Below are 22,083 nucleotides of genomic sequence, written 5' to 3'. Positions count from 1 at the left end.
TCGGTCGTGCCGAGTGCATTAGCGTACCATGTGCCACCGTCGTCCCGCAACGGCGCGGGCGGCGTGGCGCGCTCTCAAGCGCCACGCGCCACGTGATGGAGCGCCCGCTGCGGCGCTACTTCTCGGCGGTCCGGCTGCTGCTGCTGCTGAAGAGGTGGCGCCAGAGCGCGCCGAGGCCGCCCACGAAGAGCGAGCCGTGGCGCTTGTCCAGGTCCTCGACAGCGGCGGGGTCGAACGGGAGCGCCTGCGGGTCGATGACCTCGAGCAGGACCCGCTCGTCCGCGGTGGGGGAGGGGTGGAGCCGCAGCCGGCACGAGCTCCCGGGCGCGCGCGGGCCTGTCGGGGGGCTCGCCACCGAGTCGAGGTGCGCGACGAGGTCGTCCGCCCGATCGAAGTCCATGTCGCCCAGGTGCTCGCCGATGAGCGACGCGCGCGCCCGGCGGATCGAGCGGCCCAGCGCGTCCCCCGGGTCATCGGTCTCGACCGAGGCGTTGATCTCCGTGTCGATCGAGAGGCTGCGGTTCGTCAGGTTGGCCGAGCCGACCGTGAGGAAGCGGTCGTCGACGATCATCACCTTCGAGTGGATGTACGTGGCGCGCTCGGCCGTCTCGTCCTCGCCGCACGCCGGCAGGGTGTAGTAGACGCCGAGGCGGTGGCCGGTCTCCGCCGTCGCCGCGCGCAGCTTGCCGAGCATCTGGGCCTGGGAGAGGCCGACGGCGATCTGCTCCTTCATGGTCTCGGCCTCCATGTTCAGCACGAGCACCACGTCGAGCGGCGGCCGGCCCTCGGCGCGCATCCGCCGCTCGATCCCGTCGGCGATGGCCTGGGAGCTGAAATACTGTGTCTCGATGTAGATGAAGCGCTCGGCCGCGTCGATCGCGTCGAGGTAGAGATCGCGGATCTCCGTGCAGTGCTCGGCGCCGGTGGGCGAGCCGTGCGGATCGGTGCGGCTCAGCGTGACGCGCTTCGTCTCGAGGGGGATGCCGCCCTCGGGCCGGTAGTCGGCGAACGTCGGCTCGGCCCCCTCGGCGTCCGGCAGCGTCATGGGCGCGCCGCCGGCGCGCCGCCAGCGATCCGTGAAGATCTCGGTCAGCGCCCGGGCGACCTCGCGGCTGCGCAGGTAGGCCTGCACGTCGTGAAACGGCTTGTGCGGCTCACCGCGGCTGACGCGGAAGGGGTTCTTGTTCGCGTGGCTGCGATCGTCCCAGCGGTGGTCGCAGAGGTCGAGCCCGCCGAGGAACGAGAGCTCGCCGTCCGCGACTACGAACTTCTGGTGGTGCGAGGCGCGCTCGACGTGGGTCGAGTCAAAAAGGAAGTGCAGGCGGTGGTTCGTCCACTCGAAGACGAGCTGCTGGAGCCACTCGCGCTCGAGCGCGAACACGAGGTGGAAATCCCAGGCCAGGATGTAGATCTGGAGGCCCGGGTTGATCTCGCAGAGGTGGTTCAGGAACTTGAGCAGCGTGATCGGGCTCGACACCTGCTCCTCTCTCCCGCCCCGGAGCAGGGCGACGTCGCTGTCGAACTGCCAGCCGGCGAGGAGCAGGGTTCGCCGCGCCATCGACGCGACCCGGTAGAACTCGGGGTAGTACTCGTCGGCATCGATCAGCAGGCCGATGCTGTCCACCGGGGTGTCGCACCACGTGTGGCGCCGAGGGTCGATGATCTTCGCCATCCCTTTGCGGTCGTGTCGATTGCGTGGTTGTGGCGTCTGTGTCGGCTGCTCGCGTCAGGCGGATCCCTGAGACGCCTGCGGCCTCGCGTGCTCCTCGATGAGCCGCTTCAGGCTGGCCACGTCCGGTCGGATGTCGCTGGCTTCACCGATCGTGGCGAGCCGCTCCGCTTCGCCGGGCGATAGCTCGGGGCATATCCACTCCAGCAGCGCCGCCCAGTCCGGCGCGCCGTCGCAGCTATAGCAGTCATCGGGGATGGGTGTGTTGTCGGGAAAATTCCGGAAAACAAGGTACGGCATCGGTTCTACCTCGAGGCCGCCATCACGGTCACGCGCTCGGCGCGGCGCCTGATGGCTGCTGGCCTCTCGCTGCTGGCGCCTCTCTTCTGGCTGCTCATGGTTCACTTCTCACGTGCGTTTCAGGTGCGTGCCACGGCTGCGCTGGCGCGCGCGGAGCCCGCGCCTGCGGCGCGCTGACCGCCTCGGCTATGGAGCCGACGGCGCGAGGGGGCAAGGGTCCCCGTCACCGCCGCCGCGCTCCCCGGCGGCCGCGCCGGAGGGCGGCCGCGGGGCGGGCCCGTCGCGCCGCGGCGTCCGGGGCGCCGCCGGCCGGCGCGGGCGCGTCGGGGGCGGTGAATGATCGCCCCGCGCGCGGCACCTCAGGTCGAGCGCCTCGGCGCCGGCGGCGTGCGGGCGCGCTGCCCGGCGCGAGGCTCCGGTCGACCCGGAGAAGAAAATTCCACCGGGTGCGCCCGGCGGCTCCGGCCGCGATTTCTGAGCTTGTCCGCCGCGCTGCGCTGGGCTGAACTCTCCGCCGGGATGAACCTTCTTGACTTGAGCCTGAGAAGACTTGCTGCTTGCGCCGCGCTGACGCTCGGCGCGAGCCTCGCGGCGGCGAGCTGTCAGCTCGTGTCGGGCATCGACGGGATGAGCGTCGATGATACGGTGGGCGGCGTCCTCGCCGCGTGCGGTCCGGTGGGCACCCCGTGCGGCGGCACGTGTGAGCACGGCAAGGAGACGCCTCCGGGCACCTGCACGGACGACGGCAGGTGCGACGCCGAGCCGATGGACTGCGGGCTCTACGACTGCGACCCGAGCGGCACGGCGTGCGCCACGAGCTGCTTGCCGTCCGGCGCCGGCTGCATCGAGCAGGCGGTCTGTCAGTCGCCCTCCGCGACGTGCACGGCGTGCGGGTCGGCCCCGGACCAGGCCGGGGACTGCGGCATCAACTTCCTCATGAACAGCAGCGGCATCAAGACCCCTTGCGACTGCAACGGGGAGAGGTGCGAGCTGACGTGCGACGACGAGGGCGGGTGCGCCGGGGCCGTGCTGCTCGACACGATAAAGTCCCCCGTTGTGCTCGAGTGCGGCGATCAGTGCAACGGCGCTGTCGTGACCTGCATGGGTCCCTATCCGTGCGAGGTCGTCTGCAACAGCGGCGGTTGCCAGGACCTGACCTTGCGGTGCAGCCAAGACGGCAAATGCCTGCTCAAGTGCCACGGCACCGGGTGCGCGGGCAACGTGACGGTTGAATGTGGAACGAATTTTTGCGCTGTAGCTTGCAGCGTCCCCAACGACTCCATCCACAGGGAGTGCGGGAGCTCCTGCTCCTGCCCGCTGATCGGCTGCGAGTGATCCGCGCGCGCGGCGCGCGGGCGTCGCGGCGACCCGGCGCGGGGCAGGCCTCGAAGCGGCGCGACGGAAGAGGCCCGGGATCAGGGTAGCCAGGACCACGCGACCTCGATATTCTCGCGCTTCGCAGGACGACTTGCCCCGCGTGGGGCAGCCAGGACCACGCGACCCCTAGCTTCATTGGCTTCGTATGGCGACGTGCCCCCGGTGTGGTGCGGTGTACAGTGAGGACGTCACATCGTGCGCTGCCGATGGATGTCCGCTGCTGCCGGCGGAGATGTGCCTCCCCGCCGAGCCGCTCCTCGCGGCGGACACGATGGTCGGCGAGTACCGCATCGACAGGAAGCTCGGCGCGGGCACGTTCGGAGAGGTGTATGCGGGCGAGCACCCGCTGATCGGCAAGAAGGTCGCGATCAAGGTGCTGAACCGGCGGTTCGCCGCGCAGCCGGAGGCTGTCGCGCGGTTCGTCGCCGAGGCGCGCGCGGTGAACCGGATCCGCCAGCGCAACATCATCGATATCTTCTCCTTCGGTCTGCTCCCGGGGCTCCAGCGGCACTACTTCGTGATGGAGCTGCTCGACGGCATGACGCTCGGCGAGCTGTGCCGGCGGCGGCGGCGGCTGCCCTTTCCGACCCTCGTCCCCATCGTGCGCGGCATCGCCGACGCGCTCGACGCCGTCCACGAGGCGGGGATCACGCACCGCGATCTGAAGCCCGACAACGTCTTCCTCGCGGCGGAGCGCGACGGGACGTGGTTCCCGAAGCTGCTCGACTTCGGCATCGCGAAGCTCGCGGACGGCGAGGGCTCGGAGGTGACGAGCACGGGTGTCGTGCTGGGCACGCCGCAGTACATGGCGCCGGAGCAGGCGCGCGGCCAGAGGACGGGGCCGCCCGCGGACATCTACGCGCTGGGCGTGATGATCCACAGGATGCTGACCGGAAAGTCCCTGTTCACCGGGGAGTCCGCGATGGATGTGATGTGCAAGCACGCGTCCGACCCGCCGCCGCGGATGTCGAGCGTCTGCCCCGATCTGCCGCGCGAGCTCGACCTGCCGGTGCTGGCGATGCTCGAGAAGCGCGCGGGCGACAGGCCCCCGAGCGCGAGCAAGGCGGTGGCCGACCTGCTGGACGTCGCCCGGCGGATCGGCCTCGCGCGGGGCGGCGCGCCGGAGGAGCCCGGCGCGGCGCCTGCGAGCGCGGCCTCGGGGACGGGCGATGAGGGGCCGGTGAGCGCGACGTGGACCCCGGCGAGCGCGGCCTCGGGGACGGGCGATGAGGGGCCGGTGAGCGCGACGTGGACCCCGGGGAGCGCGACGTCGCCGACGGGCGACGCGGGGCGCGTGAGCGCGACGTGGACGCCGGGGAGGGGGATACAGGTCTGCGAGGACACGACAACGCTGACGACGGGCGCGGTCGTGGCCACGGGGCTCGAGGCGGCCGAGGAGGGCTGGGATCCGGATCGCCGCCCGGATGCCGGCGCGGGCCCGGCGTCGGAGCGGTCGGCAGCGCCTCCGGGCTCCACGCTCCCGGACACCGAGCGCGCGCCCGCGCCGACGGCGGGCGCTGCCGACGCGTCGACAGCGCCGTTGTCGGGGCCGCCCGCGAGCGCCGTGGACGCGCGGCGCGGAGCGGACCTGGGCGGCCGGACGCCGTCGTCGTCCGAGGTGGCGGCGATCGAGGCGCCCAGCGCGCCCGTCGCCGGGGCGGCGGCGGTGAGGCGCCGGAAGCTCGTCGTCGCGGCAGCGGCGGGGCTCGTCGCCGCGGCGTCGATGTGGGTCATCGGGCGCCCGTCGGGGCTCCCGCTGCTCGGCGGCACGAGCGCCATGGCGCTCGCCTCCGCCCCCGCCGCGCCGCCGGAGCCGCGTGAGGCGCGCGAGCCGCCGGAGCCGCCCGTCGCCCCCGCGCCGCCGCCCGCCGCGACGGCAGCGCCGCTGACTGTCGCGCCGGCGGAGACGGCCACGGTGCGGCTCACGACCCGGCCCGCGGACGCCAGCGTCTGGATCGGCGACAGGCGGGTCGGGAGCGCCGGCGCGCCGATCGCGCTGCCGCGCGGGAGCGAGCCTGTCGAGCTGGTGCTGAGGAAGCCGGGCTTCAAGGACGCGAGCGTGCAGCTCATCCCGGACCGAGATCGCGAGATGGACGTGAGCCTGTCGGCGCTGCCGGCGCCGCGGCGGGGCGCCGGCGCCCCGCGCGATGGGGCCCCGAGCCAGGGCCGCCTGGACAGGATCCTCGATCAGCGTGATTGAGTCCGACGTGGGTGAGTCAGCGAGATGAAGAGAGGGCTCCTGCTCCTCGGCTCGGGCGCGCTGCTCGGGGCCGCCACGCTCTCCGGCGCGGCGTCCGCCCAGCGCGCGCAGGGCGCGGTCAAGCCCATGGCGGAGGCGCTCTTCTGGCAAGGGCGCGACCTCTTCAAGCAGGGGCAGTACCCCGAGGCCTGCGAGAAGTTCGAGGAGAGCCAGCGCCTCGAGCCGAAGCCCGGGACCCTCCTCAACCTCGCCGTCTGTCACGAGAAGGTGGGGATGCTCGCGACGGCGTGGGCCGAGCTCGGCTCGGTGGAGGAGATCGCGCGGCGCGAGGGCCCGGCGGAGCGCGCGGCCTTCGCGCGCGCGCAGCGCGCGGCGCTGGAGCGGCGGATCGCGCGGATCGAGATCAGGATGGATGCGCCGCCCGCGAGCCTGCGCCTCACGGTCGACGGCGAGCCGCTGAGCGGCGCCGCCCTGAACGCGCCGTTCCCCATCGATCCGGGCCGGCACAGCGTCGCGGCGGCGGCGCCGGGGAAGAAGGCGTGGTCCACGGCGGTGGATGTGCCGCCCGAGCGGGCGTCGATCGTCGTCACAATCCCGGCGCTGGAGGACGCGCCGGCGGCCGGCGGGGCGCGGCGGGCCGCGCTCGCGCCGCGCGCGACGGCGGCTCCGGAGGCGCCGGCGGACGGCGCCGGGAGGACGCTGATGGCGGCGGGGTTCAGCGTCGGCGCGGTCGGCCTGGTGGTCGGCGCTGTCGCGGGCGCCCTCACGCTCTCGAGGTCCGGCGCGCTCGCCGCTGTGTGCGCGGACGACCGCTGCCCCCCGAGCCGGCGCGACGATCTCAGCACGGCCAGGACGCTGGCCAACGTCTCCAACGCCGGCTTTGTGGTCCTCGCCGTCGGCGCCGGCGTCGGCGTCGCCGGCCTGCTGATGCTGCCCTCACGGGACGCGACGGCGAGCCCGCGCGCGGCGCTGACCCCCGTGCTCGGCGCGGGGGCCCTCGGCCTGCACGTCAGCTTCTGATGCGGTGATCAGGCGAGGAGAGGTGAATGATGCGGTGATCGGGCGAGGAGGGGTGAACCGCCGGGGCGCTGCCGGCGCGCCGGCGCCGGGCGCGTCAGGGGGGGCAGCCGATCCGCTCCGGCGCGACCGCCACGTCGTCGTACCACATCGACCGCGCGGGGCCGTGGAAGCCGAGGTAGCCGAAGCTGAACGTCTTGAAGTCGAGCTTCTTCCAGCCGGTCTTGTCGATGATCTTCGTGCCGTTGGCGTAGACCTGAACGTCGCCCTGGGCGCCGTCGAAATAGGCCTCCATGCAGTGCCACTGGTCCTTCGGGAGGTTCGCGCCGCCGCTGCCGCACCGGAAGTCGCCGCCCTCGGACAGGACGACATCGTCGCGCATGTTCAGGACGATCTGGCAGTACTGCTCGGCGACCTCCACGTTCTCGCCCTCGTTCGGATCGCCGCTGCCCGTCATCGCCTGGAAGTAGGCGTTGTGATCGGACTGGCCGATATCCACGCTGCTGCGCACGTAGAGCCGCACCCAGAACTTCGACCCGGGCGTCGGGACAGAGAGCATCCGCCAGTCGTAGCCGCTGGCGCCGGGCTTCACGTGCAGCGAGCTCGATCCGGAGTGGAAGGTCGACGCGTCGATCTCCATGTTCTTCAACGCATCTGCCGCCTGGTACGCCGGGCGGTACGTCGCGCCCTCGGGGAGCCCTGTCCCCTCGAAGTCGGAGCAGAACGTCGCGCTCGGCGGGCACGCGCCCGTCGGCGTCCCGGCGCCGGTGCTCGACGTGGTGCTCGTCGTGCTGGGCGTCCCCGTGGCCGTGCTGGTGGTGGCGCTGGGGTCGACGCTGCCGGTGGTCGTCGTGCTGCCGGGGTTGCCGCTGCTGGTGCTGCCGGACGAGGGGTTGCCAGCGCCCGAGCTCACGCTCGAGGCGCCGCCGGTCCCCGCGCCGCCGCCGCCGGCGCCTCCCGTGTCCGAGGGGTCCGAGCTGCCCCCGCAGCCCGCCGCCGCGGCGGCGAGCGCCAGGCAGGAGATCCCGACCAGGGTGAAGCGCGCTGTCTCACGATGAAACGTCATGTTGACACTCGAGGGTAATCGGCCCGTTCACGGGGGCTGCGCGCTGCCGCAGCGCGGCGAATTGGCCAGTAATTCTAAGGACTTGGTGCTCGCGCCGGGGTATATGAGGAGCGCTCGACGCGGCCGACCCCTTCTAGCAGAACTCGCCGTGCGCCGGGAGCGGTTCTTCTGGGGCCAGAGTCCCTGCAGGCTGGCCGGCTGTCAGCGCGGCGGGACGTCGTGTCGGCCGCTCACGCGAACGCGGCGGCGTGGCCTGCGTGCGTCGCGATGAGGGCGTCGATCCAGCGGAGCAGCGCCGCGACGGGCGGCAGGGTCTTCGCCTCGCCGTGCCAGAGCTGGAGCGTCGTCGGGCCCGCAGGTGTGACAGCGGTGATGTGGAGCATGCTCTCGCCGGGGATGCCCATGCGGGTCGAGCGCCGGGAAGGCACCGAGGAGAGGCCATCGAGGACGCTCGCGAGCGACTGCCGCTCGCCGGGCGAGAGCGCCGCGGCGCGCTGTGCCACGTCGCGCCCGAGCACCTGACCGCCTATCGACAGCGCCCCCGCCGCGTCGACAGCGACGGTCCACGCGCCGAATACCCCGTTGGGGCCGTGGGCAGAGCCCCCTTCGAACAGGAGGACGCACGCCTCCGGAGGTGTCTCGTGCACGCCCGCCAGCCTAGCAGGCCCGAGGGGGCTCGCGCTGATCCGCGCGCGGATCGCCCTCCCAGGCGTCCTCCGTGCCCAGGTAGGCGGCGCTCAGGGCCGGATCGACGCCGAAATCCAGGGGCAGGATCTCCTCCGTGCACGACGTGTCGAGGGGCGCCTCGGGGGCGCCCCATCGTCACCGCATCCCAGCATGGCACTGGGCAACCAAGACGACCAGCGCTCCGCGGGCCAGATTCCCTCTCCTACTCGACACTCCTGAAGAATGGATGCAGCCCCTCACTTCACGCGAAGGGCAAACGTTGACTTCTCGACACGTCACTGCGGCGCTGCCGGACCGCGGCCGCGCGGTAAGCAAGAACCGGTGCATCCTGTGTGGCGCCGCGCTTGCGGCCCTCCGCGCCCCGGATCTTCCGCAGCGACAGCGCGCTGACGCGCGGAGTGTGAACAGCGACGACCGACGACGTGTGACTGGATGACGACACCACGGGCGCGCCGTCGACGTGGCATGTACGCTGGGGCGCCGCTGCGGCCGATCCCGGGCGGCACACAGCGAGCCAAGGCACCCCGTGCGAGCCCAACGCCCAAGCCTCACCGCCTCCCTCGTCGCTGCCCTGCGGGCGCTCTACACGGAGATGCCCGAGCCCTACCGCGTGGCGCCCGACCCGCTCGCGGCCCGCCTCGTCCCGTGGCCGCTCGCGCTCCCGGCGCGCGCGCTCGCGCGGGCGGCCGGCGTCCCCGCCGCCGCCCGCGCCGTCCACCACGGCCTCGGCCGCGCCCTGTTCGGCCTGAGCTACCACGTCGCGCTCCGCACCCGCGCGATCGACGACGCCCTCCGCGACGCCGTCGCGCAGGGCGCGTCCCAGCTCGTCGTGCTCGGGGCGGGCCTGGACAGCCGCGCGATGCGCCTCCCGGAGCTCGCGGGCGTCCAGGTCTTCGAGGTCGATCACCCGGCCACGCAGCGCTACAAGGTCGAGCGGCTGGCGTCGCTCGCGCGCCCCGGCGGCGCCGCGGCCGCGCCGGAGCTCAGGGCCGGCGGGCTCGCGCACGTCGGGGTGGACTTCGAGCGAGACCGGCTCGACGAGGCGCTCCTCTCGGCCGGCTTCCGGCCCGCCGAGCGCGCGTTCTGGATCTGGGAAGGCGTGACGCCGTATCTCACGCGCGAGGCCGTCGAGGGCACCTTGCGCCTCACGGCGGCGCTCTCGGCGCCCGGCAGCCGCATCGCGCTCACCTACGGGATGTTCCCTGACGACCCTGTCCCCGCGTGGAAACTGCGCCTGATGCGGGGAGCGTTTCGCTCGCTGGGCGAGGCCATCCGCGCGCCGCTCACCCGGGACGCCGTGCACGAGCTCCTCGCGCGCGCCGGCTTCCGCGTGCTCTCCGACGAGTCGGCGGTGGACTGGGCCGCGCGTTACTGGCCCCCGCAGCGCGGCGTGCGCGCCGTCGAGCGGCTCGCCGTCGCCGAGCGCTGAAGCGGCCGCATCGAGGACCGTCCGGTCGCTCGATGCCCGAGTGCGCCGGCCTCGAGTCAGCCCTTCTCGACGCCCTCCCTCCGGATCCCGAGCTTCCGCATCTTGCTCTGCAGCGTCGTCGGCTTCAGCCCGAGCGCCGCGGCCGCGCCGTCTTCCCCGTAGATCTTCCCGCCCGAGGCCCGCAGCGCCTCCTCGATGCAGCGCTGCGCCGCCTCCCGGTACGTCATCGCGCGCCCTGCCGCGCGCGGCGCCGCGGCGAGCGGCGCCGACAGGATGAGCTCGTCCCCGGTCGACATCACCATCGACCGCTCGATCACGTTCTCCAGCTCCCGCACGTTGCCCGGCCAGTCGTGCGCCCGCAGGCGCGCCATCGCCTCCGCGCTCACCCGCGGCGGCGCCCGGCCGAAGCTCGCCGCGACCTTGTCCACGATGACGCGCGTGAGCGCCTCCAGGTCCTCGGGCCGCTCCCGCAGCGGGGGGACGGCGATCGGAAACACCTGCAGCCGGTAATACAGGTCCTCGCGGAACGCCCCGCTCGCGACCATGTCCTCGAGCGGCCGGTGCGTCGCGGCGATCACCCGCACCGAGACGCGCACCGTGCCCTCGCCGCCGACCCGCTCGACCTCGCCCTCCTGGAGCACGCGGAGGAGCTTCGCCTGCGCCGCCTTGGGCAGCTCGCCGACCTCGTCGAGCAGCAGCGTCCCGCCGCTCGCGCGCTCGAACAGCCCGAGGTGCCGCGCCGCCGCGCCCGTGAACGCGCCGCGCTCGTGGCCGAAGAGCGCGCTCTCGACGAGCCCCTCGGGCAGCGCGCCGCAGTTCACCGCGAGGAACTGCCGCTCTGCGCGGCGCGAGAGCGCGTGGATGCGGCGCGCGATCACCTCCTTGCCGGTCCCCGTCTCGCCGCGCACCAGCACGGTCGTGTCCTGCCGGGCGACGAGCGGCACCATCTCCTGGAAGATCGCCCGCATCGCCGAGCTCGCCGCGACCACCTCCCTCGGCAGCGCGACGCGATCGAGCTCCTCCCGCAGCGCCCGCTTCTCGCCCTGCGCGCGGCGCGCGATCGCCGCGACGCGCCCGAGGACCTGCACCTGCCGCAGCGCCACGGCGAGCAGCCGGCCGATCGCCTCGAGCAGGGCCGGCGAGACGTCGAGCGCCGCGCCCTCGCCGATCGCCATCGTGGCGCAGCCGACGGCGCCCTCCGCGTCGCGGAGCGCGAAGACGGCGAGCGCGTCGCCGCCCGCGCCGCGCCGGACCTCCGGCGCGCCCGGCGCGCCCGCGCCGCGGCGTAGATCGAGCCGCCGGAGCGGGAGGTGGCGCGCGAGCACGGCGCTGACAGCGGGGACGAGCGTCGCCTCCGTGTGGGCGCGCGCCGAGGCCTCGCCGAGGTCGGCGAGCAGGAGCAGGGCGCGATCGGCGGGGGCGGTCATCGTGCGCGGAGCGAGGCCACCGAGATGGCGTTGCGCGGCACCGTAGGAGCGTTGCCCGGGCCGCACAAGGGCCGCGCGACCGCGGGAAACGCGGCTCGGGCCGCGGGCATGCGCCGTGCTGAGCCCTCGGTGACGACCGGACGTCGAGCGCAGAAGCCCCACGAGGCGGCGCGGCGACGACCGCGTCGCGGAAAGGAACCCTCATGGCCCATGTCATCGCCGAGCCGTGCGTCGCCACCTGCGACACCGCCTGCGTCTCCGTCTGCCCCGTGGAGTGCATCCACGGGCCGCTCCCGGCCGACGAGATCGCGCGCATCCCGCAGGAAGAGCGGAAGACGCGGCTCGCGCGGCTCCAGCTCTACATCGATCCGGAGTCGTGCATCGGCTGCGGCGCCTGCGTGGACGAGTGCCCGGTGGACGCCATCTTCGACGAGGACGACCTGCCGGACGAGTGGCGTCACTACCGGGAGATCAACGCCCGCTTCTTCGCGCAGCCCGGCTGAGCCGCCTGGCGACCTCCTCGCGACAGCGCGCCTCGGGCGACCTCATCCGCTTCCCCGGCGGCGACCACCACCTCGCGGAGAACGGCAAGCCGATCCACCGGGTATTCTACAACCGCCGCCTCGTCGCGTGGGTAGAGCGCTGCTGCGCCAAGGAGCGCGCGCCGGAGAGGGCCTGACAGCGGCCCGGGCGCGGCGGAGCTCGATGCGGGAGGGATGGGGACAGGGCTGCGGGCGTTGACAGCCCGGAGTCGCCCGGATTTCATTGTCCTTCCTTCCTCGTGCTCCGCATCCCTGTCGGCTTCCAGGCGCGCGTGATGTTCATCGGGCTCGCCGGTGTGGCGCTCGCGTGCATGACGCCGCCCGGGACGAAGGGCGTTCTTCCCTTCCTCGCCTCTCCGGCGGGGCTGACGGGCGAGGCGTCTTCGTCCTCCTTGGCAGCCGCGACAAGGTGATCGGCGACGCGCGCGTGCTGCCCTGGGTCGCCGCCCACCGGGGCGGCGACACGCTGCTCTTGACCGAGCACCAGGCGGCCCTCGACGCGGAGCTGCTCGCTGCGCGGCTGATCGAGGCGGCCTCCGCCGGCGAAGAGGAATATCGATGAAGCCGGGCGATCACGCCGGAAGCGGCGCCCTGGAGATACAGCTCCGTCGTCCCTACCGGGAGCTCGTCATGAGCGACCTCTTCTTCGCGGCCTGCGCGGCGGCCCTCGCCCACCGGGCCGTGACGGACCGCTGCGCTGGCTGGCAGAGGGCTGGTCGGCCCAGGAGGTCGCCGGCGCGATCCTCGCGCGGGTGCGGGAGGCGCAAGCGAGCCCGCGCGCCTTCGGGTAGCGCGCGGCGAGGCTCGTGATCTCGGCGGCAACGCGGGTATAGGATGGCGCCCGATCGGGAGGAGGCATCCATGAAGGCCGCGGCCGCGCTGGTGAAGGACATTCGCGAGGAGCTCCGTCGCATCGACGACGAGCTGAGGGCTCACCCCTATCCGGACGCCATTGCGCGGGGCGAGGTCACGCTCGAGGGGTTGAAGGCCTTTCCGGGTCACCAGCACCACGTGGCGCTCAGCGATCTGCGCTCGATGGCGATGATGCTCCAGCGCTTCGCGGGCACGCCGTGGCGCGATTTCTGGAGCGGCGTGCTCCAGGGCGAGCTCGCGGCGCCGGGCGGGATCGCCGTTATCGGCCAGAAGCTCGGCATGACGAGCGACGACCTGGATCGGTACGAGGTCACCCCCGAGGGGTTCGCCTACGCGACCCAGATGGCCTGGGCGGCGGCCAACGCGTCTGCGGCCGAGATCGCGTGCGCCCTGCTCATCAACTTCCCTGCCTGGGGGTTCAACTGCGGCAGGATGGCCCGAGCGCTGCGCGACCGGTACGGCTTCGGCCCGGAGCACACCGCCTTTCTCGACGCGTTCGCGGCGCTGCCGTCGTTCGAGGACACAGCGATCGCGATCGTGCAAGACGGGCTGGATAGCGGCGTGGAGCCCCGGGCGATCCGCAGCACGACGAGGCTGTTCCAGGCCTATGAGAAGATGTTCTGGGACGCGATGATGGCGCTCGGGACGCGCAGGACGAGCGCCTAGCCGCGCTGTCACGCCGGGGTCGCGCTCGGCTTGTCGCGCCGCCCTCGGCCATGAGCAAGTGGTCTTCGTCGAACAGGTACCCGTCGATCGCGTCCTCGTGATCGACGGGACGCCCGTCCGCGCGTCGTGGATCCAGGCCCGCTCCGTCGCGCGCCCTTCGTGAAGAACACGATCGGCTCGATGTCGTCCCCGTAATCGATGCCGTCGTGGCGGAGCGTGTGGCAGACCCCCCAGAGCTTCCCGCCTTACCATGGCCGGGCGCCTCGCGGGCCGCCGCGCTCCTCCACGGCGCTGGGACGCGCCGCCGCCGATGTACTACGCTCCGGGCCGTGCCGCGCGCTCTCCCCTCGCTGCTCGCGCTCCTCGCGCCGCTCTCGGGCCTCGCCTGCGCGTCGTCCTCGCTCCCCGATCCGAGGGATGCGGTGCAGGCCTACGCCGACGCGGCCGCGCGCGGCGACGCCGACGCCATCCACGGAATGCTCAGCGAGCGCAGCCGCACCGCGATGTCGCGCGACGAGGTGCGGCGGCGCGTGGCCGAGGCGCGGGCCGAGCTGGCCGAGCAGGCCAGGAGCCTCACGGCGCCCGGGGTGGTCATCAAGACCCGCGCCCGCGTCCGCTACCCCGACGGCGAGATCGCGACGCTCGAGCTCGACGACAGCGAGCGCGCCTTCCGGATCTCGGCCGCCGACGCGCTGCCCGCGGGCGGCCGCACCCCCGAGCAGGCCCTCGAGCAGCTCCGCCGCGTCCTCGCGCGCCGCAGCTACGCCGGCCTGCTGCGCGTGCTCACGCCGGCCACGCGCAGCGCCATCGAGGGCGACCTCCGCTCGCTCGTCGAGGGGCTCGCCCAGCCCGAGGGCCTCGAGGTCAAGATTGCCGGCGACACCGCGACGGTCCAGATACCTGGCGGGCACGAGGTGAAGCTCCGGCGCGAGGCGGGCGTATGGCGGGTCGAGGACTTCGATTGAACCGGTGGATCGGCCTCGCGGGCGCGCTGCGGCCGCGCCGCCTCGGCGCCGCGGCGCTGGTGCTGGTCTCGGCGCTGCTCCTCTCGGCGATCCCGCGCCCCGTGCGCGCCTTCGGCGAGGAGGGGGCGTGGAACCCGCGGCCGCTGCTCACGGGCAACGCGCGCTGGGAGGGCGTGCGCGCCACGGCGCCGGCGCGCTGGTCGTTCGAGCTGGAGCGCCGGACGAGCGCGCCCGCGCGTCGCAACCCGACCACCGTGCGCGCCGACGACCCCGCGCTGCTCGCCGAGCCGTTCGCGTTCTGGGGGGGCGAGGGCGATCTCCCGCCGCTCACCGAGCGCGAGGTCTTGGGCCTGCGCCGCTTCCTCGCGCTCGGCGGCGTCCTGCTCGTCGACGATTTCTCCCCGGGGACCGGCGCCTTCGGCCGCGCCGCGCGGCGCGAGCTCGCCCGTGTCCTGCCGGAGGGCTCGCCGATCCCCATCGGCACCGAGAACGTCGTCTTCCGCTCGTTTTACCTCCTCCCGCGCGCCGTCGGCCGCGTCGAGGGGCCGCAGAAGCTCTCGGCGATCGTGCGCGGCGGCATGCCGCAGGTGATCTTCTCCGACCACGATCTCGCCGGCGCGCTGGCCCGCTCCGACGGCGGCGGCCCGAGCGTCGAGGTCACGCCCGGGGGCGAGGCGCAGCGCGAGCGCGCGTTCCGCCTCGCCGTGAACATCGCGATGTACGTGCTCTGCTCGAACTACAAGGACGACCAGGTCCACGCGCCGTTCCTGATGCGCCGCCGCGCCATGGACGACGCGCGACCCCGCTCCTCGCCCGCGCTCCCCGGCGCGCCGTGAGCTGGCCATGCCGGATCGTCTCACCCCCGCGCCGAAGCTCACCCCCGCGCCGAGGCCGGTCTGGCAGGACGATCACTACACGGTCCTGGTCGACGAGCCGCTGGGCATCGTCTGGAACGTGCGCACCAGCAGGCCGTTCGCCTCCGTCGAGGAGCTCGAGGCCGTGAAGGCGGCGCTCTGCCGTGTCCTGGACGGGCTTGGCCGCTCGCGGTATTGCCTCCTCGTCGACGTCCGCGCCGCTCCCGGCCGGAACGACCCCTCGTTCGAGGCCGCCCTGGAGCGCATCCGGCCGCGCTGGCTGCGCGGGTTCCGGAGGGTCGGCGTGCTCGTGCAGAGCGTCGTCGGAGCGCTGCAGATCCAGCGCTACGCGAGGCAGGACGGGATCGAGCGGCTGATCACGACCGACGAGGCCACGCTCCTCCGGTACCTCACGGAAGCTGGCTGACCGGCGCGCCACCGCGGTATCTGGCGCGGTGCTCGGGCGAGACGGATCGAGCCGTCGAGGCGCCAGGGAGAGAGCCTGTGTCGCCGTCTCTCACGTTCGTCGCTGATCCGGGGATGGAGAAGAAGAGGAACCACAGAGAGGCACAGAGGGCACAGAGGGGAGAGAGTGAGAGCGGGAGAGAGTGAGAGAGTTTCTTTTTCTCTCCTCTGTGCCCTCTGTGCCTCTGTGGTTCCTTCTCTCATGAATCGAGGAACAACCGTGGCAGACGCCGCGCGCGTCCGCTGTGCCAGGCATCCCCGGCGGGGTTCAGGACACGCGAGCTACTGCCCGGCGTGACGGAGCGCGTACGCGATGCCGCTCTGCAAGGTGCTCAGCGTCGTGATGCCGGCGAGATCCACGCCGAGCGTGACAAGCGTCTGCGCCACCTCCGGGCGGACGCCGGTGAGCACCACGCGGGTGCCGAGGAGCTGGGCGGCGCGCGCGGTCCGCGTCAGCGCGTTGGCGACGAGCGTGTCGACCGCGCGCACGCCGGTGATGTCCAGGATCGCGGTGTGGGCGCGCTGGCTGCTGATGCCGGCCAGCAGCGTCTCCATGATGAGCTCCGCGCGCGCCCCGTCGATCGCCCCCACCAGCGGCATGGCCACCACCCGGTCCGCGAGCGGGATGAGCGGCGTGGACAGCTCCCGGAGGGCCGCCTGCTGCGCGGCGATGATCTTCTCCTGGAGCGCGGTCCGCTCGGCCTCCGCGCGCCTCAGCGACGTGATCTCGGTCACGATGCCGCCGAGGCCGATCGGCTCCCCCCGCTCGTCGTGGATCGGGAACTTGACCGTGAAAAAATGAAGGGGCGCGTCCACGGCCGGCAGGACCTCCTCGAACTGCATGACCTGACCGCCAGCGATCACCTCCCGCTCCTTCGCCGCGAGCAGCGCCGCGACCTCGGGGGGGATGATGTCGCTCTCCACATCGCCCGTTCCGATGAGCTCGATGACGTGCTTCTGCAGGCTCTGCGCATAAGCGCGGTTGGCGAAGACGTAGCGTCCCGCGATGTCCTTGACGAAGATCGAGCTGCGCGCGTTGTCCACGAGCTGAAGGAGCATCTGGTACCGTCCGTGCACGGTCTGCTCTCGCCGCCGCCTGTCGCTCATCTCGTCGACGATCGCCGCGATCTCGCGCACGTCGCCTCGCTCGTCGCGCAGCACGGCGTAGGTCCACCGGCAGGAGAGCGCGTGCCCGTCCTTCGTCCTGGCCTCGCTCGCGGCCGAGGCGAACCGGCTCTCGGCGTGGGCGAACGCGAACGCCTGCACCGCCGCTGGCGACACGGGATCCGCGGCGACGAGATCGGCGAGCTTGCGACCGACGGCCTCGCTCGCGCTCCAGCCGAAGATGCGCTCGGAGCCCTCGTTCCAGCGCGTCACCGTGCCGTCGGCGCGCCAGTGGATCACCGCTGGCATCGCTGTCGGCAGCCACTCGGGCGCGCCGTGCGCGCCTTCGCCCGGCGCGGCGCCCTCCTGCGCGGCGCCGTCCGGCAGGCGTAGCGGCGCGGCGCCGTCCAGCGTGCGCCGAGGCGCGCCGCCGTCCGGCGCGCCTCGCGCCGCCCCGTCGTCCTGATCCGGCGCGCGACCGTCGGACCGGCCTGCCAGCGCCTCCTCGAGCGCCTCGACGCGGGCCCGCAGCGCCGCGTTCTCAGCCCTCAGCCGAACCGCTTCCGTCTCACCTAGCTCGTCGCGCACCATGGGCCAGGTAACCGAGGGTACGCGGAGCGCGCGCGGCGTTTCAAGGTTGCTGACGGGCTGTCCAGGGTTGTCCGCCGTCGCAGAGACGGCGCTTTGCTGGGACATGCAGCCCTGATGTGCCGGGTGAGCGCCGGGGTGGGACGCCTCGCCTCGATGTACTAGGCTCCGGCCCGTGCCGCGCGCCCTCGACTCGCTGTTCGCGCTGTTGCTCTCCCGCTCCGGCGCCGCCGGCGAGCCTCCCTCTTCTCCCGCGTTCCCTCGTGCTCCCGCGCGCCTGGAGTGGCCGTGACCCGCAGCCTCGCGCCCTCGGGCGATCTCTCCTCGCCCGTCGTCGCCGTCGCGTGCGTCGTCGCGGCGCTGAGCTTCGGGCTGCTCGTGCTCGAGCTCGTCCGTGCGCGCGGACGCGTCGCCACGGGGGTGGCCGGCGCGGCCTCCGCGCGCGCGGCGCTCGGCACGGCGTTCACCGGCGCGCTCGCCGTGCTCGGCCTGCTCGCCGCCATCCTCCGCCCCGTCGCCGTCACCTCGCGCGGCAGCCTCGTGGGCCCGAAGGTCGTGGTGCTTGTCGACGGCTCCCGATCCATGGACCTGCCGGGCCTCGCGGGCACCCGCCGCGACAGCGCGGCGCAGGCGCTCGCCGAGCTCGGCAAGCGCGCCGACGTCCGGCTCTCCCGCTACCTCTTCGGCGAGGGCGCGCCGGTCTCTGCCGACGCGCGGACGCCGGACGAGGCCGCCGCCACGACGCCGCCGCCAAGCGCGAGCGCCGCCGCGAGCGCCGCCGCGGCGCCGGCCGGGAGCGCGGACGCAGGCGCGGCGCCCGCCGCGGCCCCGCCGCCCGCGCGGGCGCGGGCGCAGCGCCGCTCGGACCTCAGCGCCGCGCTCGAGGCGCTCGCCCGCGCCGCCGACGAGCGCCCGTCGGCGTTCGTCGTCGTCTCGGATGGCCGCCTCGACCGCCCGGGCCCCGACGACACAGCCGCGGCCACGCGGGCCGCGCTCGAGGGGCTCGACATCCCGGTGCACACCGTCGCGGTGGCGACCGAGTCCGCGCGCGACGCCAGCGTCCGCGCTGTCCGCACCTCCGGCGCCGCCGTCGCGCACCAGCCGCTCTCGCTCCGGATCGACATCGGGTGCAGCGGTGGCCTCGAGTGCGACGCGGTCCCTGTCGTCGCCCGCGAGCTGCGCGAGCAGGGCGCGCCCACGACGCTCGCGACGGGCACGGCGCACGTCGAGGGCGGTGTCGGCACGGTCGAGCTCGGCGTGACGCTCGACCGCGCCGGCACGCGCATCGTCGAGGTGGCGATCGACGCGCCGGAGGGCGACGAGCTCCCCGAGAACGACGTCCGGTACATCACCCTCGACGTCGCGCGCGACCGCATCCGGGTGCTCCACGTCGCGGGCCGGCCGACGTACGACGTGCGCGCGCTCCGGATGTGGCTCAAGGCCGACGCCTCGGTCGACGTCGTCGCGTTCTTCATCCTGCGCACGCCGGGCGACGAGGTGAACGCGGCGTCCGACGAGCTCGCGCTGATCCCCTTCCCGGTGGACGAGCTCTTCAGCGTGCACCTGTCCAGCTTCGACGCGGTGGTCCTGCAGGACTTCGACGCCGCGCCGTACGGCCTGACCAAGCACCTCCCGGCGCTGGCCCAGTACGTCGACAAGGGCGGCGGGCTCATCATGGTGGGCGGCCCGAACGCCTTCGTGCAGGGCAACTACGCGCGCACGCGGCTCGCCCGCGTGCTGCCTGTCGATCTCGACATCGGCCGCGCGCCGAAGGTGGACCTCGGCGCCTTCGTGCCGCGCATCACCGCCGCGGGCCGCGCGGCGCCGGTGCTCGCGCCGCTGCTCGCGCTGATCGGCGACGAGATGCCGGAGATGCCGGGCACCAACGTGGTCGGCGATCCGCTCCCCGGGGCGACGGTGCTGATGACGCACCCGACGCGCACGACGGCCTCGGGCGCGCCGATGCCTGTGCTCTCGCTGGGCGAGCACGAGAGCGGCCGGACGATCGCGCTGACGATCGACGGCAGCCACCGCCTGCTCTTCAGCGCCTTCGCCTCGAGCTCCGCCGGCCGCGCGCACGGCGCGTTCTGGGACGCCCTGCTCGGCTGGCTCATGCGCGATCCGCGCTTCGAGCCCGCGTCGATCGAGGCGCGCGGCGGCTGCCTCGCGGGCGAGGAGACGACGCTCGTGCTGCGCCCGCTCGCCGGGCAGGGGGGCGAGGCCCGGGTGACGATCGCGCGCCTCGGCAGCGGCGCTGTCGTGCGCACGCTGACGGCCCGCGTCGGCGGCGGCGGCGAGCCGGTCGAGCTCGCGGCCGGCCGCTTCGAGCCCGGCGGCTACGCGGCCATGGTGGAGATCGTCCCCGCCGGCGGCGCCGCCGGCGACGTGAAGGGAGCGACGACGCGGCGCGATTTCGCGTGCGAGCGCGGCGGCGACGAGTGGGCCGACCCGCGCCCCGACGTCGCCCGCCTGGAGGCGATCGCCCGCGCGACGGGCGGCGCGTCGGTGCTCCCGTTGGCCGCCGGCTCGCTGCCGCTGCCGGCCGCGACGCAGGTGGCGGCCGAGCGCCACGTCGCGCCGCTCCTGCCCCCGTGGGCCTGGACGCTCGCGGCCGCCGTGGCGCTCGGCGCGCACTGGATCGTGCGCCGGCGCAGCGGCCTCGCGTGAGGCCGGGGCGCCGCCCGTCGCGCCGCCGGCCACGCGCTCACGCGCTCGCGGGCTGGCTGCCTCGCTTCAGGGGAGCCACGGCCTCTCGAGCGGATCTGCCCTGTCGTGGACCGCGACCTTCAGCACAGCGAAGTTGTCCGCGTTCCCGCTGAGGAGCGCGTGGTTCACGATGAGCAGCGTGCTCTTCGCGTCGTTGAAGGCGACGTTGGCGGGGGCGTCGAGGGGAATCTCGTCGCAGGGGGAGCTCTCGATGCGCGACGTCTCGATCCCGTCCTCGTCGAGCACCGAGATCGCGTTGGCGCCGGCGAGCGTGACATAGAGCTTCCCCGACCTCCCGAACGCGAACCCGTCGGGCGCCTGGCCGCCGGTGTACTCGTGGACGAGCTCCAGATCGGCCTCGTCGGGCGCGTCGACGAGGGGGATCCGGTAGATGGACCCCACGCTCGGATCCGCCAGGGAGAAGGTCACCGACACGTAGACGTGCTCGCGCAGCGGATCGAGCCGGATCCCGTTCGCGCCGAACGGCTGGGGTCCTCCTCCGGCGAGCGCCTCGCTCTGGAGCCAGATCTCCGGCGCGCCGCCCCCGGGCGCATAGCGGAAGATCGTCGCCTGGAACGAGTCGGTCACGTAGGCATAGCCGTCCTCGTCGAAGGCGATGTCGTTCGGGATCGGCGGTAGATCGAAGGGCGTCGGCGAGCACGCCTCTCCGGGCGCGGCCGCCGCGCACGCCGGCAGGTCCGGCAGCGGAGCGCCGTAGCTCTGCTGGACATATCCGTGTCCAGCCTTGGTGAAGCGCAACAGCCCGAGCTGCGTGCTGAGCGCGTAGACCCGCCCCGGGCCGTCGACAGCGATGCAGCTCAGCGCATGCTCGGCGCCGAGCGCCTCGCCCGCGACCGTGATGGTGCTCTTCAGGTCCTCGCTGTTCGTGCCATAGACGAAGATCTTCGACGGGCCCTTGCCCGCGGTGCCGAACGTCGCCGGGCCAGACACATAGACGCGATTGCCGTCGACAGCGATCCCCTCAGGGAACCCGGGGTTCTGCGGGATCCTGGCGAACGTCTGGATCCCGCTTCGCCGGCTCCCCTCTGCCGGAGCCGCGATCAGCGCCGATGTGGCGGAGAGGAGCACCACGGCGCCATGGACAAGCCCCTTTCCGCTGGAGCGCGATAGTTTTGACAGCACAGAATACAGCATCGAGCCCTCCTGTGTCCGCGAGGCGCGGACCGGGGTTGCTGAAATGAACGGTGTTGGAAGCCAAGGTGCGAGTGGCTCGCCTCATCAAGCTCAAGCTGCGTTCATGAGGGTGGGAGTATATGCCAATGAGTCAATTGGCTGTCGAGCTAAATCTCCCTGGCTCATGAAATCCGCACGAGGGAGTCGGCGCGCGCGGTTCGCGCTGATGAATTGCGGTGTCCTGTCGCCCGGTTGCGAGCCTGCGTCCTTGTCGGATCGCGTGTCGTCGCGCCGCTGGGACGCTGTTGGAGCACGCGGTGGCGCGCTTGTTGCTCGGTTGTTGACAGTCGCGTGGTACAGGCGGGTGTCGCCCTCTTATCGATTGTCATTGAAGCGCGCGTGGCGCGGTGCATATCGCGCGGTCCGGCTCGGCGCGCCGCGCCGGCGTGAGCTCGCGCGCGCGATGCCATGTCGCCGGCCGGTCCGCGCGACGCGCCGATGCGCGCGGCGGGCCGGCGCGATCACGCGCGCGTCGCGCGATCAGGAGATCGGGAGGAGCGGCAGCGCCGCCCCGAGCCTGGCCAGCTTGGCGGGATTGCGCATGATCCAGATGGCGTCGACGCCGGCGGGCGAGACGTCCAGGCCGATCGCTGTCGCGAGCCGCGCCCCCTCGTAGACGAGGAGGGCTGGCCCGCCGTTGACCGACGCGATCCGGGGGGTCGCGCCCGCGCCCTTCTGCCAGAGGCCCTTCTGCCAGAGGCCGATGACGTAGCGCGTGATGCGATCGCGGCCGCTCAGCACCCGGCGCGCCGCGCTGGCCTTGCCGCCGGAGTCGGGGGTCACGCTCGCGCCCTCGGCGAGCATCGCGGCGAGCGCGCCGGCGTCGCCGCGCGCCGCGGCCTCGAGGAACGCCTCGAACAGACGCCGTCGCTCGGCCTCGGTCGCGCGGAACCGCGGCTGGCGCGCGGCCACCCGCCCCGGAGATCGGGGCTCGGCGACAGGACGAGAGGGCCG

At 73.4% G+C, this 22,083-nt stretch carries 20 protein-coding genes; 12 read left to right on the top strand and 8 right to left on the bottom strand.

The annotated features are described in order from the left end of the window. Positions 1–115: 115 nt before the first annotated feature. Both WMF42_RS29050 and WMF42_RS29045 read right to left on the bottom strand, forming a co-directional pair. The gene (locus tag WMF42_RS29050; protein ID WP_437686154.1) at positions 116–1,672 is read right to left on the bottom strand and encodes a phospholipase D-like domain-containing protein; all 1,557 of its coding nucleotides are present in this window, start codon (positions 1,670–1,672) and stop codon (positions 116–118) included. A 54-nt stretch (positions 1,673–1,726) separates the two neighbouring features. After that, entirely contained in the window at positions 1,727–1,969 is a 243-nt protein-coding gene (locus WMF42_RS29045; RefSeq protein WP_061611794.1) for a hypothetical protein, read from the bottom strand. 534 nt (positions 1,970–2,503) lie between these two features. Here WMF42_RS29045 and WMF42_RS29040 point away from each other — a divergent pair. The 3 genes from WMF42_RS29040 to WMF42_RS29030 all read left to right on the top strand — a co-directional run bounded on the left by WMF42_RS29040 (position 2,504) and on the right by WMF42_RS29030 (position 6,566). Beyond that, positions 2,504–3,304 carry a hypothetical protein gene (locus tag WMF42_RS29040; protein WP_437686153.1) on the top strand — a complete coding sequence of 267 codons (801 nt, stop codon included), beginning with the start codon at positions 2,504–2,506 and terminating at the stop codon, positions 3,302–3,304. A 274-nt stretch (positions 3,305–3,578) separates the two neighbouring features. Next, positions 3,579–5,546 carry a protein kinase domain-containing protein gene (locus tag WMF42_RS29035; RefSeq protein WP_437686152.1) on the top strand — a complete coding sequence of 656 codons (1,968 nt, stop codon included), beginning with the start codon at positions 3,579–3,581 and terminating at the stop codon, positions 5,544–5,546. 24 nt (positions 5,547–5,570) lie between these two features. Continuing rightward, a complete protein-coding gene (locus WMF42_RS29030) occupies positions 5,571–6,566 on the top strand; it encodes a tetratricopeptide repeat protein (protein WP_437686151.1) in 996 nt (331 codons plus the stop codon). 94 nt (positions 6,567–6,660) lie between these two features. Here WMF42_RS29030 and WMF42_RS29025 read toward each other — a convergent pair whose 3' ends face one another. Then, positions 6,661–7,203, bottom strand: a complete 543-nt coding sequence (locus WMF42_RS29025) for a hypothetical protein (RefSeq protein ID WP_061609700.1) — start codon at positions 7,201–7,203, stop codon at positions 6,661–6,663. On the opposite strand from WMF42_RS29025, the gene WMF42_RS29020 reads away from it, so the two are divergent. Continuing rightward, a complete protein-coding gene (locus WMF42_RS29020; protein ID WP_061609699.1) occupies positions 7,202–7,621 on the top strand; it encodes a hypothetical protein in 420 nt (139 codons plus the stop codon). The two genes, WMF42_RS29025 and WMF42_RS29020, sit on opposite strands and share 2 nt — an antisense overlap. A gap of 238 nt (positions 7,622–7,859) precedes the next feature. Here the strand turns inward: WMF42_RS29020 and WMF42_RS29015 are convergent, their stop codons facing one another. Continuing rightward, positions 7,860–8,276, bottom strand: coding sequence for a hypothetical protein (locus WMF42_RS29015; protein WP_061609698.1), 417 nt, complete (start codon positions 8,274–8,276; stop codon positions 7,860–7,862). A 566-nt stretch (positions 8,277–8,842) separates the two neighbouring features. Between WMF42_RS29015 and WMF42_RS29010 the strand changes: the two genes are divergently transcribed. Then, positions 8,843–9,745 carry a class I SAM-dependent methyltransferase gene (locus WMF42_RS29010; RefSeq protein ID WP_437686150.1) on the top strand — a complete coding sequence of 301 codons (903 nt, stop codon included), beginning with the start codon at positions 8,843–8,845 and terminating at the stop codon, positions 9,743–9,745. 56 nt (positions 9,746–9,801) lie between these two features. On the opposite strand, the gene WMF42_RS29005 is transcribed toward WMF42_RS29010, so the two are convergent. After that, positions 9,802–11,172, bottom strand: coding sequence for a sigma-54 interaction domain-containing protein (locus tag WMF42_RS29005; protein ID WP_437686149.1), 1,371 nt, complete (start codon positions 11,170–11,172; stop codon positions 9,802–9,804). A 203-nt stretch (positions 11,173–11,375) separates the two neighbouring features. Here WMF42_RS29005 and WMF42_RS29000 point away from each other — a divergent pair, with 203 nt between their 5' ends. The 6 genes from WMF42_RS29000 to WMF42_RS28975 all read left to right on the top strand — a co-directional run bounded on the left by WMF42_RS29000 (position 11,376) and on the right by WMF42_RS28975 (position 15,499). Further along, on the top strand, positions 11,376–11,675 hold the full coding sequence (locus WMF42_RS29000) for a 4Fe-4S dicluster domain-containing protein (RefSeq protein ID WP_061609695.1): 300 nt from the start codon (positions 11,376–11,378) through the stop codon (positions 11,673–11,675). A 346-nt stretch (positions 11,676–12,021) separates the two neighbouring features. Further along, the gene (locus WMF42_RS28995) at positions 12,022–12,276 is read left to right on the top strand and encodes a hypothetical protein (protein ID WP_437686148.1); all 255 of its coding nucleotides are present in this window, start codon (positions 12,022–12,024) and stop codon (positions 12,274–12,276) included. 299 nt (positions 12,277–12,575) lie between these two features. Next, the gene (locus WMF42_RS28990; RefSeq protein ID WP_437686147.1) at positions 12,576–13,253 is read left to right on the top strand and encodes a hypothetical protein; all 678 of its coding nucleotides are present in this window, start codon (positions 12,576–12,578) and stop codon (positions 13,251–13,253) included. Between the two features lie 329 nt (positions 13,254–13,582). Then, complete coding sequence (locus tag WMF42_RS28985; RefSeq protein ID WP_061609693.1) at positions 13,583–14,218, top strand: hypothetical protein; 636 nt, start codon at positions 13,583–13,585, stop codon at positions 14,216–14,218. Then, complete coding sequence (locus tag WMF42_RS28980; protein WP_233561903.1) at positions 14,215–15,054, top strand: DUF4159 domain-containing protein; 840 nt, start codon at positions 14,215–14,217, stop codon at positions 15,052–15,054. The genes WMF42_RS28985 and WMF42_RS28980 overlap by 4 nt, the downstream gene beginning before the upstream one ends. A gap of 7 nt (positions 15,055–15,061) precedes the next feature. Continuing rightward, complete coding sequence (locus WMF42_RS28975) at positions 15,062–15,499, top strand: hypothetical protein (RefSeq protein WP_437686146.1); 438 nt, start codon at positions 15,062–15,064, stop codon at positions 15,497–15,499. A gap of 320 nt (positions 15,500–15,819) precedes the next feature. Here WMF42_RS28975 and WMF42_RS28970 read toward each other — a convergent pair whose 3' ends face one another. Further along, the gene (locus WMF42_RS28970) at positions 15,820–17,232 is read right to left on the bottom strand and encodes a PAS domain-containing protein (protein WP_061609690.1); all 1,413 of its coding nucleotides are present in this window, start codon (positions 17,230–17,232) and stop codon (positions 15,820–15,822) included. A gap of 285 nt (positions 17,233–17,517) precedes the next feature. On the opposite strand from WMF42_RS28970, the gene WMF42_RS28965 reads away from it, so the two are divergent. After that, positions 17,518–19,896: a glutamine amidotransferase gene (locus WMF42_RS28965; RefSeq protein ID WP_437686145.1), complete on the top strand. Its 2,379-nt coding sequence runs from the start codon at positions 17,518–17,520 to the stop codon at positions 19,894–19,896. A gap of 66 nt (positions 19,897–19,962) precedes the next feature. On the opposite strand, the gene WMF42_RS28960 is transcribed toward WMF42_RS28965, so the two are convergent. Together WMF42_RS28960 and WMF42_RS28955 are read right to left on the bottom strand one after the other, a co-directional pair. Then, the gene (locus tag WMF42_RS28960) at positions 19,963–21,090 is read right to left on the bottom strand and encodes an SMP-30/gluconolactonase/LRE family protein (protein ID WP_061612788.1); all 1,128 of its coding nucleotides are present in this window, start codon (positions 21,088–21,090) and stop codon (positions 19,963–19,965) included. Between the two features lie 519 nt (positions 21,091–21,609). Continuing rightward, complete coding sequence (locus WMF42_RS28955; protein ID WP_061612787.1) at positions 21,610–22,041, bottom strand: hypothetical protein; 432 nt, start codon at positions 22,039–22,041, stop codon at positions 21,610–21,612. Positions 22,042–22,083 lie beyond the last annotated feature (42 nt).

This window comes from Sorangium sp. So ce176 (genome assembly GCF_051519835.1).
In the GTDB taxonomy this organism is placed as follows: domain Bacteria; phylum Myxococcota_A; class Polyangia; order Polyangiales; family Polyangiaceae; genus Sorangium; species Sorangium cellulosum_G.
Note: the sequence above shows the minus strand (reverse complement) of the source record. Positions and strands in the feature narration are given on the sequence as shown.